Origin of the sequence: Actibacterium atlanticum, from assembly GCF_000671395.1 — a bacterium.
GTDB classification, from domain to species: domain Bacteria; phylum Pseudomonadota; class Alphaproteobacteria; order Rhodobacterales; family Rhodobacteraceae; genus Actibacterium_D; species Actibacterium_D atlanticum.
In genome coordinates, this window is sequence record NZ_AQQY01000002.1 from 1 (window position 1) to 13,529 (window position 13,529).

26 protein-coding genes are annotated in these 13,529 nt (G+C 57.5%); 23 read left to right on the plus strand and 3 right to left on the minus strand.

The window, feature by feature from the left end:
* The first annotated feature begins 148 nt into the window (after window positions 1-148).
* The 5 genes from rpsJ to ATO10_RS16155 all read left to right on the plus strand — a co-directional run bounded on the left by rpsJ (window position 149) and on the right by ATO10_RS16155 (window position 2,738).
* Window positions 149-457 carry a 30S ribosomal protein S10 gene (rpsJ, locus tag ATO10_RS03880; protein ID WP_035248435.1) on the plus strand — a complete coding sequence of 103 codons (309 nt, stop codon included), beginning with the start codon at window positions 149-151 and terminating at the stop codon, window positions 455-457.
* Window positions 458-471: 14 nt separating this feature from the next.
* Entirely contained in the window at window positions 472-1,200 is a 729-nt protein-coding gene (gene rplC, locus ATO10_RS03885; RefSeq protein ID WP_035248438.1) for a 50S ribosomal protein L3, read from the plus strand.
* The gene (gene rplD, locus ATO10_RS03890) at window positions 1,197-1,814 is read left to right on the plus strand and encodes a 50S ribosomal protein L4 (RefSeq protein ID WP_035248439.1); all 618 of its coding nucleotides are present in this window, start codon (window positions 1,197-1,199) and stop codon (window positions 1,812-1,814) included. The genes rplC and rplD overlap by 4 nt, the downstream gene beginning before the upstream one ends.
* Window positions 1,811-2,107 carry a 50S ribosomal protein L23 gene (locus ATO10_RS03895; RefSeq protein WP_035248441.1) on the plus strand — a complete coding sequence of 99 codons (297 nt, stop codon included), beginning with the start codon at window positions 1,811-1,813 and terminating at the stop codon, window positions 2,105-2,107. The genes rplD and ATO10_RS03895 overlap by 4 nt, the downstream gene beginning before the upstream one ends.
* Before the next feature lie 139 nt (window positions 2,108-2,246).
* The gene (locus tag ATO10_RS16155) at window positions 2,247-2,738 is read left to right on the plus strand and encodes an SMI1/KNR4 family protein (RefSeq protein WP_081806422.1); all 492 of its coding nucleotides are present in this window, start codon (window positions 2,247-2,249) and stop codon (window positions 2,736-2,738) included.
* A 170-nt stretch (window positions 2,739-2,908) separates the two neighbouring features.
* Here ATO10_RS16155 and ATO10_RS03900 read toward each other — a convergent pair whose 3' ends face one another.
* Window positions 2,909-3,505 (minus strand): TetR/AcrR family transcriptional regulator, encoded by a 597-nt coding sequence (locus tag ATO10_RS03900; RefSeq protein ID WP_035248444.1) that lies wholly within the window; start codon window positions 3,503-3,505, stop codon window positions 2,909-2,911.
* Between the two features lie 95 nt (window positions 3,506-3,600).
* Here ATO10_RS03900 and ATO10_RS03905 point away from each other — a divergent pair, with 95 nt between their 5' ends.
* The 7 genes from ATO10_RS03905 (at window position 3,601) to ATO10_RS15890 (ending at window position 7,894) form a co-directional block, all read left to right on the plus strand.
* Window positions 3,601-3,981, plus strand: coding sequence for a hypothetical protein (locus tag ATO10_RS03905; protein WP_035248446.1), 381 nt, complete (start codon window positions 3,601-3,603; stop codon window positions 3,979-3,981).
* A 232-nt stretch (window positions 3,982-4,213) separates the two neighbouring features.
* On the plus strand, window positions 4,214-5,056 hold the full coding sequence (gene rplB / locus ATO10_RS03910) for a 50S ribosomal protein L2 (RefSeq protein WP_035248449.1): 843 nt from the start codon (window positions 4,214-4,216) through the stop codon (window positions 5,054-5,056).
* Between the two features lie 3 nt (window positions 5,057-5,059).
* Complete coding sequence (rpsS, locus tag ATO10_RS03915; protein ID WP_035248451.1) at window positions 5,060-5,338, plus strand: 30S ribosomal protein S19; 279 nt, start codon at window positions 5,060-5,062, stop codon at window positions 5,336-5,338.
* Between the two features lie 6 nt (window positions 5,339-5,344).
* Window positions 5,345-5,725, plus strand: coding sequence for a 50S ribosomal protein L22 (gene rplV / locus ATO10_RS03920; RefSeq protein WP_035248453.1), 381 nt, complete (start codon window positions 5,345-5,347; stop codon window positions 5,723-5,725).
* Window positions 5,725-6,432, plus strand: coding sequence for a 30S ribosomal protein S3 (gene rpsC, locus ATO10_RS03925; protein ID WP_035248455.1), 708 nt, complete (start codon window positions 5,725-5,727; stop codon window positions 6,430-6,432). Before rplV ends, rpsC begins: the two co-directional genes overlap by 1 nt.
* 12 nt (window positions 6,433-6,444) lie before the next feature.
* Window positions 6,445-6,858: a 50S ribosomal protein L16 gene (gene rplP / locus ATO10_RS03930; RefSeq protein ID WP_035248458.1), complete on the plus strand. Its 414-nt coding sequence runs from the start codon at window positions 6,445-6,447 to the stop codon at window positions 6,856-6,858.
* Window positions 6,859-7,396: 538 nt separating this feature from the next.
* Window positions 7,397-7,894 (plus strand): methyltransferase family protein, encoded by a 498-nt coding sequence (locus tag ATO10_RS15890; RefSeq protein WP_051597937.1) that lies wholly within the window; start codon window positions 7,397-7,399, stop codon window positions 7,892-7,894.
* Window positions 7,895-7,897: 3 nt separating this feature from the next.
* On the opposite strand, the gene ATO10_RS03940 is transcribed toward ATO10_RS15890, so the two are convergent.
* Together ATO10_RS03940 and ATO10_RS03945 are read right to left on the minus strand one after the other, a co-directional pair.
* The gene (locus tag ATO10_RS03940; protein WP_035248460.1) at window positions 7,898-8,353 is read right to left on the minus strand and encodes a YaiI/YqxD family protein; all 456 of its coding nucleotides are present in this window, start codon (window positions 8,351-8,353) and stop codon (window positions 7,898-7,900) included.
* A gap of 1 nt (window position 8,354) precedes the next feature.
* On the minus strand, window positions 8,355-8,975 hold the full coding sequence (locus ATO10_RS03945; protein ID WP_035248462.1) for a 2OG-Fe(II) oxygenase family protein: 621 nt from the start codon (window positions 8,973-8,975) through the stop codon (window positions 8,355-8,357).
* 232 nt (window positions 8,976-9,207) lie between these two features.
* Between ATO10_RS03945 and rpmC the strand changes: the two genes are divergently transcribed.
* From rpmC to rpmD, 11 genes are all read left to right on the plus strand, one after another.
* Window positions 9,208-9,408, plus strand: coding sequence for a 50S ribosomal protein L29 (gene rpmC, locus ATO10_RS03950; RefSeq protein WP_035248464.1), 201 nt, complete (start codon window positions 9,208-9,210; stop codon window positions 9,406-9,408).
* 15 nt (window positions 9,409-9,423) lie between these two features.
* The gene (rpsQ, locus tag ATO10_RS03955; RefSeq protein ID WP_035248465.1) at window positions 9,424-9,651 is read left to right on the plus strand and encodes a 30S ribosomal protein S17; all 228 of its coding nucleotides are present in this window, start codon (window positions 9,424-9,426) and stop codon (window positions 9,649-9,651) included.
* 74 nt (window positions 9,652-9,725) lie between these two features.
* Window positions 9,726-10,094, plus strand: a complete 369-nt coding sequence (gene rplN / locus ATO10_RS03960) for a 50S ribosomal protein L14 (RefSeq protein WP_035248467.1) — start codon at window positions 9,726-9,728, stop codon at window positions 10,092-10,094.
* A gap of 1 nt (window position 10,095) precedes the next feature.
* A complete protein-coding gene (gene rplX, locus ATO10_RS03965) occupies window positions 10,096-10,401 on the plus strand; it encodes a 50S ribosomal protein L24 (protein WP_035248469.1) in 306 nt (101 codons plus the stop codon).
* Window positions 10,401-10,961: a 50S ribosomal protein L5 gene (rplE, locus tag ATO10_RS03970; protein ID WP_035248472.1), complete on the plus strand. Its 561-nt coding sequence runs from the start codon at window positions 10,401-10,403 to the stop codon at window positions 10,959-10,961. The genes rplX and rplE overlap by 1 nt, the downstream gene beginning before the upstream one ends.
* Before the next feature lie 19 nt (window positions 10,962-10,980).
* Window positions 10,981-11,286: a 30S ribosomal protein S14 gene (gene rpsN / locus ATO10_RS03975; protein WP_035248474.1), complete on the plus strand. Its 306-nt coding sequence runs from the start codon at window positions 10,981-10,983 to the stop codon at window positions 11,284-11,286.
* 12 nt (window positions 11,287-11,298) lie between these two features.
* Window positions 11,299-11,697 (plus strand): 30S ribosomal protein S8, encoded by a 399-nt coding sequence (rpsH, locus tag ATO10_RS03980; protein WP_155886685.1) that lies wholly within the window; start codon window positions 11,299-11,301, stop codon window positions 11,695-11,697.
* A 12-nt stretch (window positions 11,698-11,709) separates the two neighbouring features.
* On the plus strand, window positions 11,710-12,243 hold the full coding sequence (gene rplF, locus ATO10_RS03985) for a 50S ribosomal protein L6 (protein ID WP_035248476.1): 534 nt from the start codon (window positions 11,710-11,712) through the stop codon (window positions 12,241-12,243).
* A gap of 11 nt (window positions 12,244-12,254) precedes the next feature.
* The gene (rplR, locus tag ATO10_RS03990; RefSeq protein WP_035248478.1) at window positions 12,255-12,614 is read left to right on the plus strand and encodes a 50S ribosomal protein L18; all 360 of its coding nucleotides are present in this window, start codon (window positions 12,255-12,257) and stop codon (window positions 12,612-12,614) included.
* A gap of 107 nt (window positions 12,615-12,721) precedes the next feature.
* Complete coding sequence (gene rpsE / locus ATO10_RS03995; RefSeq protein WP_035248481.1) at window positions 12,722-13,300, plus strand: 30S ribosomal protein S5; 579 nt, start codon at window positions 12,722-12,724, stop codon at window positions 13,298-13,300.
* 12 nt (window positions 13,301-13,312) lie between these two features.
* Entirely contained in the window at window positions 13,313-13,498 is a 186-nt protein-coding gene (rpmD, locus tag ATO10_RS04000; RefSeq protein ID WP_035248484.1) for a 50S ribosomal protein L30, read from the plus strand.
* Window positions 13,499-13,529 lie beyond the last annotated feature (31 nt).

Here is a 13,529-nt window from a genome sequence, read left to right on the forward strand (position 1 = left end):
GAAGGCGGCCGCACCGTCGGTTCGGGCGTCGTCTCGAAAATCATCGACTAAGCCAGTCGATTAAAGAAAACCCTCTGGGTTCGAAGAGGGCCGCCGGAATGAGCCGGCGGTCCTCCTATCAACTCCAAGCCGCGAAAGGCTAACGACAATGCAGTCGCAAAACATTCGCATTCGGCTCAAGGCATTCGATTACCGTGTTCTGGACGCCAGCACACAGGAAATCGTAAACACCGCCAAGCGCACCGGCGCTCAGGTCCGTGGCCCGATTCCCCTGCCGAACAAGATCGAAAAATTCACCGTTCTGCGTGGCCCCCACGTAGATAAGAAGTCGCGCGATCAGTGGGAAATCCGTACCCACAAGCGTCTTCTGGACATTGTTGACCCGACCCCGCAGACCGTGGACGCGCTGATGAAGCTCGACCTGGCTGCTGGCGTTGACGTCCAGATTTCGGTTTAAGGAGGGCATAACAGATGCGCTCTGGTGTAATCGCAAAGAAAGTCGGCATGACCCGGCTTTTCATGGAAGACGGCAAGCAGATTCCTGTGACCGTTCTTCAACTGGACAACCTGCAAGTGGTCGCACAGCGCACCGTTGAAACCGATGGGTATACCGCGGTTCAGCTGGGTGCTGGTTCGGCCAAGGCAAAACGCACTTCGGCTGCGATGCGTGGTCACTTCGCGAAAGCGAGCGTGGCGCCCAAGCGCAAGGTTGCTGAATTCCGCGTTGCCCCCGAAAACCTGATCGAAGTGGGTGCTGAAATCTCGGCTGACCACTATCTCGAAGGTCAGTACGTTGACGTTTCGGGCACCTCGATCGGTAAAGGCTTTGCCGGTGCAATGAAACGCCACAACTTTGGTGGCCTGCGCGCCACGCACGGTGTTTCGATCTCGCACCGTTCGCACGGTTCGACCGGTCAGTGTCAGGACCCGGGCCGCGTGTTCAAAGGCAAGAAGATGGCCGGTCACATGGGTGCTGCCCGTGTTACCACCCAGAACCTGCAAGTGGTGAAAACCGATGCCGATCGTGGCCTGGTGTTCATCAAAGGCGCCGTTCCGGGGTCGAAAGGTGGCTGGGTCACCATCAAGGATGCGGTCAAGAAAGCCGCGCCTGACGGTCTGGCCTTCCCCGCTGCCATCAAAGCAGCCGCAACCGAAGCTGAAGCTGTAGAAGCTCCTGCTGAAGAAGGAGGCGAAGCATGAAACTTGATGTGATCAAGCTGGACGGCGGCAAAGCCGGTTCCGTGGAACTGTCCGAAGACCTGTTCGGTCTGGAGCCCCGTGCTGACATCCTGCACCGCGTGGTTCGCTGGCAGCGCAACAAAGCGCAGCAGGGCACCCACAAGGTGAAAACCCGGTCGGAAACCTCGTACTCCACCAAGAAGATCTATCGCCAAAAAGGCACCGGCGGCGCTCGCCACGGTGACCGCAACGCGCCGATCTTCCGCAAAGGTGGTATCTACAAAGGCCCGACCCCACGCAGCCACGCCCACGACCTGCCGAAGAAATTCCGCAAGCTGGGTCTGAAGCACGCTCTGTCCGCCAAGGCGAAAGCCGGTGAACTGGTCGTGATCGAAGCTGCTGAAACCGAAGGCAAGACCGCCGCTCTGGCCAAACAGGTCAAAGACCTGGGCTGGAAGCGTGCGCTGGTGATCGACGGTGCTGACGTGAACGAAGGTTTCGCGAAGGCTGCTGGCAACATCACCGGTCTGGATATCCTGCCTTCGATGGGTGCGAACGTGTATGACATCCTGAAACGTGACACCCTGGTGATCACCAAAGCAGGTGTCGAAGCTCTGGAGGCTCGCCTGAAATGACCGCAAAAGCTGAACACTACGACGTGATCCGCAAGCCGATCATCACCGAGAAAGCAACCATGGCGTCCGAAAACGGCGCAGTTGTGTTCGAAGTGGCAATCGACGCCAACAAACCCCAGATCAAAGAGGCCGTAGAGACCCTCTTTGGTGTTAAGGTCAAAGCGGTAAACACCACCATCACCAAGGGTAAAACCAAACGGTTCCGCGGCATGGCTGGTAAGCGCAAAGACGTCAAAAAGGCCTATGTTACCCTGGAAGAGGGCAACACCATCGACGTGACCACCGGTCTGTAAAAGTCGAACGCCTTTTGAAAGTTAGAAAGCCCCCGCCGAAAGGTGGGGGCTTTTTCTATATAGAAAGCAGCTTGAGTAGATTTGCCTGGTGTGAGGTACTGTGAAGCGAAGAGGCTGTTACTAGCTAACGGAAGCCGCCGTGACCGAAGTATTTGAAAAATTTGCTCGAAAGTGGTGCCACCCAGACCATCCGCCTCAACGCGTGGTGCAAGCAGACGTTGAGCGCCAGGAGTATTCTTTGGGTGTGAGCTTACCAGCAGACTATAAGTCTGCACTAACGCAGGTTGGATGCCTTTCTCCAACGCTCGCATTGATAACAGCTTTGGTCGACAGACGAAGGTCTCTGGCGGACTTGTCTGAACTGTACTCACCTGACGGCGTAATGGAACAGTCCGAGGGATGGAAAGAAGCTGGTCTGCCTGAAACGCTGATATGTATCGCGGGCGACAGCAACGGAAACCAATTTTGTTTTGATCGACGAAGAGTGGGGTCTCACGGCGTCGTGTCAGGGAGTGTGTACCTCTGGGATCATGAAACCGGTGAAATATCTGAGATAGCCAAGTCTTTCACGCGCTGGGTGTCCAAGTATGTCGGCATTTGGAGCGTCGGGAGAAATTGGAAAGACGTTTAGGGCGGAATCAAGGCCGCAGGCCGCCGCGCATCGACGACGCGCCCCGACGCGGCGGCGATTTTGATTTGTAGCGATACGATTGAAGGGTCTTAAAGGCGTGGCGGGATAAACTGCCCCGCACATCTGGTAGATCGCCACCGCGCGCGTCGTCGATGCGCGGCTTCGTGTAATCAGCGCGTAAGGGTTTTCAGCGCGCGGATTGCCCGTTGGTTGCGGCGGGTGATCTCGGCGTCGTTGGGGTGGGGCAGGGCGCCGATGACGCGGCGGATTTGGAGGTCTCCGATCAGCACGCCAAGGTATAGCTCCACCGCCGCCTGAACGTCCGAGGTGGGGATTTCACCGGATGCGATCGCGCGTTCCAGCAACGCCCCAAGGCGGGGTGCGATCACGCCCCGGCCCGAGGCGGCAAGCTCGGCCCCCAGCTCTCCGCTGGCGTCCGCCGCGGCGGCGCGGTTCAGAGCGACGGCTTTGTCGCCCAGCAGGATACCCAGCAAAACCGGGCCGAACTGATCCAGTACCTCCAGTGCGCTCCCTTCCGTCTCAAGCGCTTGCTCCAAAAGGGTGCGGGCTTGCTCGGCGTTGCGTGAGACCAGTGCTCGGATCAGGCCGACCTTATCGCCGTACCAGTTATAGAGCGTCTCGTTCGAGCATTTCGCGCGTTTGGCAATGCTGAGCATCGAGGTGGAACCATAGCCTTTCTCGGCCAGCAGCTCATAGGTGGCCTGTTCTATGCGGTCTTCGCGGTCCTGGCGGAGGGTCTTTGTCATCGTGGCCTTTTAAGTTTTGCTTGACGCAAACCGTACACATCAATACGGATGGGTGCAACAGTACACATGTGTACGGTCTAGTGAAGGAACCGAAAATGACCCCCATCAAACACCCCATCAGCGTTGCGGCCTTGTCTGCTTTGATTGTTTTGCAACTGATCATGCTCAGCGCACTTTACGCGGGCATCAAACCCCACCCGCCCGTCGCGACCCCGTTGTTTGGGATCGCGCCCTTCATCGGGGCCAGCGTGGCAACGGCGCTGGGGGCTATGCTGTTGACGCCACAGACACGGGCAGGAAAGGGGCTGGCGGTGCTGGCGGCGTTGATGGCCGCTGCCTCCTTTGGGCCGCAAAAGTACTTTGTGCCCGAGTTCCCATTGATCTGGCCTGCGGTGATCTGTGGTCAAGTCGCAATCATCTCGACCATCGTCGCGACATTCAGCCCAGCCAGCGAAGAGATTACGGCCCCGGCATAACCATGTAGCCGGTGCCTGATGGGCCTTGTTTTTAATAGTGAACCTATAGACACGGCCCATGATTCCCCCTATACCCCGCCCATCGCGTGGCCTCGGATTCGTTCCGGGGCCCGTTGATTTTGGAAATTGGGACCTTTGGGGCCCTATACATCGGCCACCTTCGGGGGGCTAACATAGGCGGGGAACCGCCCTGCGGGTCACCCCCGCAGTTGCTAAACGGAAGACAGAAAGCATGGCACTCAAGTCGTATAAGCCGACGACGCCGGGCCAGCGTGGGCTGGTGCTGATCGACCGTTCGGAGCTTTGGAAAGGGCGTCCGGTTAAATCTCTCACTGAGGGTTTGACCAAAAAGGGCGGCCGGAACAACACCGGACGGATTACGCAACGCCGCCGCGGCGGTGGCGCGAAGCGTCTCTATCGTATCGTGGATTTCAAGCGCAACAAATTCGACGTTGCAGCCACGGTCGAACGTATCGAATATGACCCCAACCGTACTGCGTTCATCGCCCTCGTGAAATACGAAGACGGCGAGCAGGCCTATATCCTGGCCCCGCAGCGTTTGGGCGTTGGCGACACTGTGATCGCCTCGGCCAAGGCCGACATCAAACCGGGTAACGCAATGCCGTTCTCGGGCATGCCGATCGGTACCATCATCCACAACATCGAACTGAAACCGGGCAAAGGCGGCCAGATCGCTCGTGCTGCTGGTACTTATGCTCAGTTCGTTGGTCGTGATGGTGGCTACGCTCAGATCCGCCTGTCCTCGGGCGAGCTGCGCATGGTGCGTCAGGAATGCATGGCCACCGTTGGTGCCGTGTCGAACCCCGACAACAGCAACCAGAACATGGGTAAAGCCGGTCGTAACCGTCACAAAGGTATCCGCCCCTCGGTGCGTGGTGTCGTGATGAACCCGATCGATCACCCCCATGGTGGTGGTGAGGGTCGGACCTCGGGTGGTCGTCACCCGGTTACCCCCTGGGGTAAGCCGACCAAGGGTGCCCGCACCCGTAACAAGAACAAGGCGTCGCAGAAGCTTATCATCCGCTCGCGTCACGCCAAGAAGAAGGGCCGTTAACACATGGCACGTTCTGTTTGGAAAGGCCCCTTTGTCGATTCCTACGTTCTCAAGAAAGCTGAGAAGGCACGGGAATCCGGGCGCAATGAAGTCATCAAAATCTGGTCGCGTCGTTCGACCATCCTGCCGCAATTCGTGGGTCTGACTTTTGGCGTTTACAACGGCCAGAAGCACATCCCGGTCAACGTGTCGGAAGACATGATCGGCCAGAAGTTCGGTGAATATTCGCCAACGCGTACCTACTATGGTCACGCTGCGGATAAAAAAGCGAAGAAGAGGTAACTGGTCATGGGTAAGGATAAGAACCCCCGTCGCGTGGCCGAGAACGAAGCAATGGCGAAAACTCGCATGCTCCGTACCTCGCCGCAAAAACTGAACCTGGTTGCACAGATGATCCGTGGCAAGAAGGTTGAACAGGCACTGTCTGATCTGACCTTCTCGAAAAAGCGTATCGCTGTGGATGTGAAGAAATGTCTTCAGTCGGCTATTGCCAACGCTGAAAACAACCACAACCTGGACGTCGATGAACTGATCGTCGCTGAAGCTTGGGTTGGCAAGAACCTGACCATGAAACGCGGTCGTCCGCGCGCCCGTGGTCGTTTCGGCAAGATCCTGAAACCGTTCGCGGAAATCACCATCAAGGTGCGTCAAGTTGAGGAGCAAGCCTAATGGGACATAAGGTAAACCCGATCGGCATGCGTCTTCAGGTCAACCGCACCTGGGACAGCCGTTGGTACGCAGATACCAAGGATTACGGTGATCTTCTGCTGGAAGACATCGCGATCCGCGACTTCATCAAGACCGAGTGCAAACAGGCCGGTGTGTCGCGCGTCATCATTGAGCGCCCGCACAAGAAATGCCGCGTCACCGTGCACACTGCACGTCCTGGCGTGATCATCGGCAAAAAAGGCGCCGATATCGAAGGTCTGCGCAAGAAGCTGGCGAACATCACCGACAGCGAGTTGCACCTGAACATCGTCGAAGTACGCAAGCCCGAGCTGGACGCTCAGCTGGTTGCTGAATCGATTGCTCAGCAGCTTGAGCGTCGTGTTTCGTTCCGTCGCGCGATGAAGCGTGCGGTTCAGAACGCCATGCGTATGGGTGCCGAAGGTATCCGCGTGAACGTTGCTGGTCGTCTGGGTGGCGCTGAAATCGCACGTACCGAATGGTACCGCGAAGGTCGCGTGCCCCTGCACACACTGCGTGCTGACATCGACTATTCCCACGAGGAGGCAATGACTCCTTACGGGATTATCGGCATCAAAGTCTGGATCTTCAAAGGTGAAATCATGGAGCACGATCCCGCTGCTCGTGATCGTCGCCAGCAAGCTCTCCAGGAAGGTCCCGCGCCCCGTGGCGCTGGCGGCCGTCGCTAAGGAGTGAAGTGAATGCTGCAACCAAAGCGCACAAAATTCCGCAAAATGCACAAGGGCCGTATCCACGGTCTGGCAAAAGGCGGTTCTGACCTAAACTTCGGTACCTTTGGTCTGAAGGCAACCACGCCCGAGCGCGTAACCGCCCGCCAGATCGAAGCCGCCCGTCGTGCCATGACGCGTCACATGAAACGTCAGGGCCGTGTGTGGATCCGTATCTTCCCCGACACCCCCGTAACTTCGAAACCTACCGAAGTTCGTATGGGTAAAGGTAAAGGTTCGGTCGACTTCTGGGCATGTAAGGTAAAGCCGGGTCGCGTGATGTTCGAAATCGACGGTGTCGATGAAGAAACCGCCCGCGAAGCCCTGCGCCTGGCCGCGATGAAACTGCCGGTGAAATGCCGCGTGGTGGTTCGCGAAGACTGGTAAGCCAAGCCTAAAGCTGAAAGAATTGACCCCGCCGGGACACCGGCGGGGGTTTCATTGTTTAGGGCCTCTGAAGCGGCCTGCCTTCCAGACTATCATCGCTTCTTATTTGATTGGGATAAGACTGAGCCAGCAAGCTTTCGAGTATTGCTTCCATACCCTTTCCCGGTCACCACCTTGGAGGCTTTGGTTTCCATTCTTTTACCAGTTTGCTTCCCGGTTCTCGATTGCGCAAGTGCCGATCCGGCGAGGCTTTTGGCCGTGGCTGAAGCCCGCGGGTTTCGAAGTGTCTTGGATGCGCGGGAAGCAATCTTTTTCGAGGTTTGTTTGGTGTTCTTTGCCATTTTCAACTGTCCTTCTGTTTATCGCTCAACCCTAGGTGGGCGCGGGTTGCGCAATTTCAAGAACAAAGGGTAAACAAATTATATCGATGCCTTGGCTCCCGTTTACTGCTGTCACCAGTAGGCTTGCCTACCTGTGCTGTAATTAGAGTGCCCCTGCTGGTATACAGCGGGGGCACTTTCATTTTGGCAGGTCTTCCATGAACGACGATGCGCAAAGTTCAGCCACTGCACCCCACGCAGCGCATGAACACCCGTGGAAAATCTCGGATGTTGTGATCTTTCCGCTGTTGGCGCTTGGCCTTGTTGCGGAATGGCTTTGGCCGACCACGCTTTACGTTTGGCGCCCTGTCGGGCTGGTGGTTGGGTTGGGGCTGTTTGTCTTTGGTTTCTGGTTGATCAACCGCGCGAAACGGGAGCTGGATAACGCTGAGCAGCCCTCTCTTCCGGGCGAAGAAACCACGCAGCTGATCACAACCGGCCCCTTTGCGCGGTCGCGCAACCCCAACTATCTTGGCGCTGCTATTGCTGGAATGGGTGGGGCCTTGGCGGTGGATTCAGGCTGGCTGATCACGACGACGTTGCTTTCATGCCTTGTGCTGGACTTCTGGATGATCCGCCCAGAAGAACGTTACCTCGCCCAGAAGTTTCCAGATGGCTACACGGCCTATCGCGAACGAACCCGCCGATGGTTCTAGCCTTCAGGATGTGCGCATTGCCTTACCCAGTGCCACGTCCAGCGCCTGCAAAAACCGCGACCGATCTGCCTTGGAGAACGCCTTGCCGCCGCCTTGGTGGAACGGGTCAGACGCGCGGATGTCTTGCATCAGGTCGCGGGTCGCCAGGCGAGGGCCGATGTTGGCCAGCGTGAACACCTCGCCATTGGGTTGGATCACCTGCGCGCCGGCTTTCAGGCAGCGATCCGCCAGCGGGATGTCAGACGTCACCACCACATCACCCGCGCCGCAATTGTCGGCGATCCATTTGTCGGCCTCGTCCGGACCAGCCTCGACGACCTTCAGAGTCACCAACGGGTTTTGCGACGGGCGCAGCCCGCCGTTGCAGACCAGAATCATCGGCACGCGCAGGCGGGTTGTCACGCGCTCGGCCTCGGCCTTTACCGGGCAGGCATCGGCGTCAATGTAGAGCGTGGTCATGTCACGCCCAGCTGTAGTTGAAGCTGACGCTGATCCGCTCTGCCTCGGCCATGTTCATCGGCACCTCATGGCGCAGCCAGCTTTCCCAAAGCAGCACGTCGCCGACCTGCGGTTTGACATAGATGAAGGTGCGGAAATCCTCGCGCGCGTCTTTGCGGCGGGCGGGGGCGGCCATCATCCGGGCCGAACGCGGGTCTTCCAGCTTCAGCGCGCTGGCCCCGTCGGGCATCGCCACATAGGTGGTGCCACTGATGACCGAATGGGGGTGCAGGTGCGAGGAATGCGTGCCGCCCTCGGGCAGGATGTTGATCCACAGGTCTTCCAGCTGCAATTCGCGGCCATCCAGATCGAACTCAAGGTCCTTGGCGAACTCGGCAACGTGCAGGTCCAGGGCCTTGACCAGATCGGCGAAGATCGGAAAGCGCCAGGGCAGGTCGGTCAGCGAGGCATAAGAGGTATAGCCGGGATAGGCGTTCTCTTCGCACCAAATCTGCCCGGCCTCGTCATCCTCGGCGATGGTGATGCACGAGGCATCCAGTTCCTCAGCGTCGATCTTGGGGCCATGCTCGGACAGCTTGGCGTGATAAAGGCGGGTCACGAAGAGAGATTTGATATCGGCCATGGGGCTGTCTTAGCCTAGCGCGGCGAGTGAGGCGAGATTATATTACAGGCGAGGGCGCGGCTCTTTGCCCCGGAATTGCAAAGTTTTCCTTGCCCCGGCCCCCTATCCCCCTTATAGAGCGGCATCTCGCGAAACCCTGCCAAGGGAATCGCGTGTTTGTCATTGAACCACCGGGTCTTATGTCACCCTGTCAAATCAGGGGCTGGCCGGTGTTTGAGAAAAGGAAAAGGCGATGAACGCCCAAGAACTGCGTGACAAGACGCCCGAACAGCTCCGTGAGGAACTGGCGGCTCTTAAGAAAGAATCCTTCAACCTGCGTTTTCAGCAGGCGACCGGTGCCCTTGAAAACACTGCTCGTATGCGTGTCGTCCGTCGTGACGCTGCCCGCGTACTGACCGTGTTGAACCAAAAAGCTGCTGAAGCAGCAGAGTAAGAGGAGCACTGACAAATGCCCAAACGTATCCTGCAAGGCACCGTGACCAGCGACCAGAACGCACAAACCGTAACTGTTTCGGTTGAGCGTCGCTTCACACACCCTGTTCTGAAGAAAACCATCCGTAAGTCCAAAAAGTACCGGGCTCACGATGCGAACAACCAATTCAAAGTTGGTGACACCGTCCGTATCCAGGAATGTGCACCGATTTCGAAGACCAAACGCTGGGAAGTGATCGCCTAAGTCAGGCGCTTACTGATCAGTATGATCGAAACCCTGGGGCATAACTTAAGTCCCCAAAGGTCGGGAGAAACCACATGATCCAGATGCAGACCAATCTGGATGTCGCTGATAACTCTGGCGCTCGCCGAGTTCAGTGCATCAAGGTTCTGGGTGGCTCCAAGCGTAAGTACGCTTCCGTAGGTGACGTTATTGTCGTCTCGGTTAAAGAAGCCATCCCGCGTGGTCGCGTTAAAAAAGGGGACGTCCGTAAGGCCGTCGTCGTACGCACTGCCAAAGAAGTCCGTCGTGAAGATGGCACCGCGATCCGCTTTGATCGCAACGCAGCCGTTATCCTGAACAACGCTGGCGAGCCCGTCGGCACCCGTATCTTCGGGCCGGTTGTTCGTGAGCTGCGCGCCAAGAACTTCATGAAGATCATCTCGCTCGCCCCGGAGGTGCTGTAAGATGGCTGCTAAACTGAAAAAAGGCGACAAGGTCGTCGTACTGGCCGGTAAGGACAAGGGTAAAGAAGGCGAGATTTCGTCGGTAAACCCGAAGTCCGGCAAGGCCGTGGTTGATGGCATCAACATCGCCGTACGTCACACCCGCCAGTCCCAGAACAGCCAGGGCGGCCGCATCCCCACCGCGGTGCCGATCGACCTGAGCAACCTGGCTCTGCTTGACAGCAACGGCAAAGCAACCCGCGTTGGCTTCCGCGAGGAAGACGGCAAGAAGGTGCGTTTTGCAAAAACCACTGGGGAGGCCGTCTGATGTTGGATGCTGCAACTTATACCCCGCGCCTGAAGGCTCTGTATGCGGAATCGATCCGCGCTGAGCTGAAGGAAGAGTTTGGTTACAAGAACGACATGATGATCCCGAAGCTCGACAAGATCGTGCTGAACATCGGGTGTGGTCGTGCCGCTGTTAAAGATACCAAAAAAGCCAAATCCGCTGTGGCTGATCTGACCGCGATTGCTGGTCAGCAGGCTTTGATGACAACCGCCAAGAACTCGATCGCTGGCTTCCGCGTGCGTGAAGGCATGCCGATGGGCGCCAAGGTGACCCTGCGCGGTGACCGTATGTTCGAATTCCTGGATCGTCTGATCACCATCGCGATGCCGCGTATCCGCGACTTCCGTGGTGTGAAGCCCAGCTTTGATGGTCGTGGCAACTTTGCCACCGGTCTGAAAGAGCACATCGTGTTCCCCGAAATCGACTTTGATAAAGTTGATGAGCCTTGGGGCATGGATATCGTCATCGCAACCACCGCGAAAACTGACGCGGAAGCAAAGAGCCTGTTGAAGCATTTCAACATGCCCTTCAACGCTTAAGCCGCGGGAGAGAGAGAACATGGCTAAGAAAGCAATGGTCGAACGCGAAAAGAAGCGTCAGAAGCTGGTGGACAAATACGCTACCAAGCGTGCTGCGCTGAAAGAGATCGCGAACAACGAAGATCTGCCGATGGAAGAGCGTTTCAAAGCGCGTCTGAAACTGGCGAAACTGCCGCGCAACAGCTCGGCAACCCGACTGCACAACCGTTGTCAGCTGACCGGTCGTCCCCACGCTTACTATCGTAAGCTGAAGGTCAGCCGTATCATGCTGCGGGAACTGGGCTCCAATGGCCAGATCCCCGGTATGGTTAAGTCGAGCTGGTAAGGAGGGTTACTGATGTCTATGAATGATCCTCTCGGCGATATGCTGACCCGTATCCGCAACGCACAACTACGTGGCAAGTCCACCGTGCGTACCCCGGCTTCGAAACTGCGTGCTTGGGTTCTGGATGTACTCCAGGACGAAGGCTACATCCGTGGTTACGAGAAGGTGGAAGGCAACCGTGGTCTGCCCGAAATCGAAATCAGCCTGAAGTATTACGAAGGTATCCCGGTGATCCGCGAACTCAAGCGCGTATCTAAGCCTGGCCGTCGTGTGTACATGGGTACCAGTGACATCCCGTCGGTCCGTCAGGGCCTGGGCGTGTCGATTGTCTCCACGTCGAAAGGCGTGATGTCGGATGCATCTGCACGCTCTGCCAATGTTGGCGGCGAAGTGCTCTGCACTGTCTTCTAAGGAGGTCTGGCAATGTCTCGTATTGGTAAGAAACCGGTCGAGCTGCCCAGTGGCGTTTCCGCTACTGTGTCGGGTCAGACCATCGAAGTTAAAGGTCCCAAAGCGACCCAAAGCTTCACCGCAACCGACGACGTGACCCTGTCCGTTGACGACAATGTTGTGACCATCACTCCTCGTGGCAGCTCCAAGCGCGCTCGCCAGCAGTGGGGTATGTCGCGCACCATGGTCGCCAATATGGTTCAGGGTGTCACAGGCGGTTTCAAGAAAGAGCTGGAAATCCAGGGTGTTGGTTATCGCGCCCAGATGCAGGGCAACACCCTGAAGCTTTCTCTTGGCCTGTCGCACGAAGTTAACTTCGAAGTGCCCGCTGGTGTCACTGTCACCTGCCCCAAGCAGACCGAAATCATCATCGAAGGTGATGACTCGCAGCTGGTTGGCCAGGTTGCCGCGAACATCCGCGAATGGCGTAAGCCCGAGCCCTATAAGGGCAAAGGTATCCGCTATAAGGGCGAGTTCATCTTCCGTAAGGAAGGCAAGAAGAAGTAAGGACGCAGAAAATGGCAAACAGCAAACGGGAACTGTTCCTCAAGCGCCGCCTGCGCGTTCGGAACAAACTGAAAAAGCGGAACGTCGGCGGCTTGCGCCTGTCGGTGCACCGTTCGAACAAGAACATCAGCGTGCAGCTGATCGACGATGTTCAGGGCGTGACCCTGGCTTCGGCCTCCTCGACCGAGAAGGATCTGGGCGTGGTTGGCACGAACAACGTCGAAGCAGCAGCCAAGGTGGGTGCGGCAATCGCCGAGCGCGCCAAGAAAGCCGGTGTCGAAGAATGTTACTTCGACCGTGGCGGCTTTCTGTTTCACGGCAAGGTGAAGGCTCTGGCCGACGCTGCGCGTGAAGGCGGTCTGAAGTTCTAAACATCTTGAGGGCGGCGTTCACGCGCCGCCCCGATGATCCGGGGCGCTTGCGTCACTGGGATCGAATTTAACGGCGCCAAAGCGCCACCTTAAAAAGGACTGTCCAAATGGCAGAACGTGAAAATCGCCGGGGCCGCGGTCGCAACCGCGAAGAAGAAAACCCGGAATTCGCCGATCGTCTGGTTGCGATCAACCGTGTTTCGAAAACCGTAAAAGGTGGTAAGCGCTTTGGCTTTGCTGCTCTGGTTGTTGTTGGTGACCAAAAAGGTCGCGTGGGCTTTGGCAAAGGTAAAGCCAAAGAGGTACCCGAGGCGATCCGCAAGGCAACCGAACAAGCCAAGCGTCAGCTGATCCGCGTGCCGCTGCGCGAAGGCCGCACCCTGCACCACGACATCGAAGGTCGTCATGGCGCTGGTAAAGTGATCATGCGTACCGCACCTGAAGGTACCGGGATCATCGCCGGTGGTCCGATGCGTGCCGTGTTCGAAATGCTGGGCGTGAAAGACGTGGTTTCCAAGTCGATCGGCTCGCAGAACCCCTACAACATGATCCGCGCGACCCTGAACGGCCTGACCAAAGAAAGCTCGCCGCGCCAGGTTGCACAGCGTCGTGGTAAAAAGGTTGCTGACATCCTGAACAAGGGTGAAGCACCGGCTGCTGCGGCTGAAGAAACCGCAGACGCATAAGGAGACGGATTTATGGGTACCATCGTCGTAAAACAGATCGGCTCGCCGATCCGCCGCCCCGCCAAACAGCGTCAAACCCTGATTGGCCTTGGCCTGAACAAAATGAACAAAACCCGCGAGCTGGAAGACACCCCGGCCGTGCGTGGCATGATCGCCAAGATCCCCCACATGGTAGAGATCATCGAAGAGCGCGACTAAGCGATTTTCGAGATTATATTTTACGCCCCGC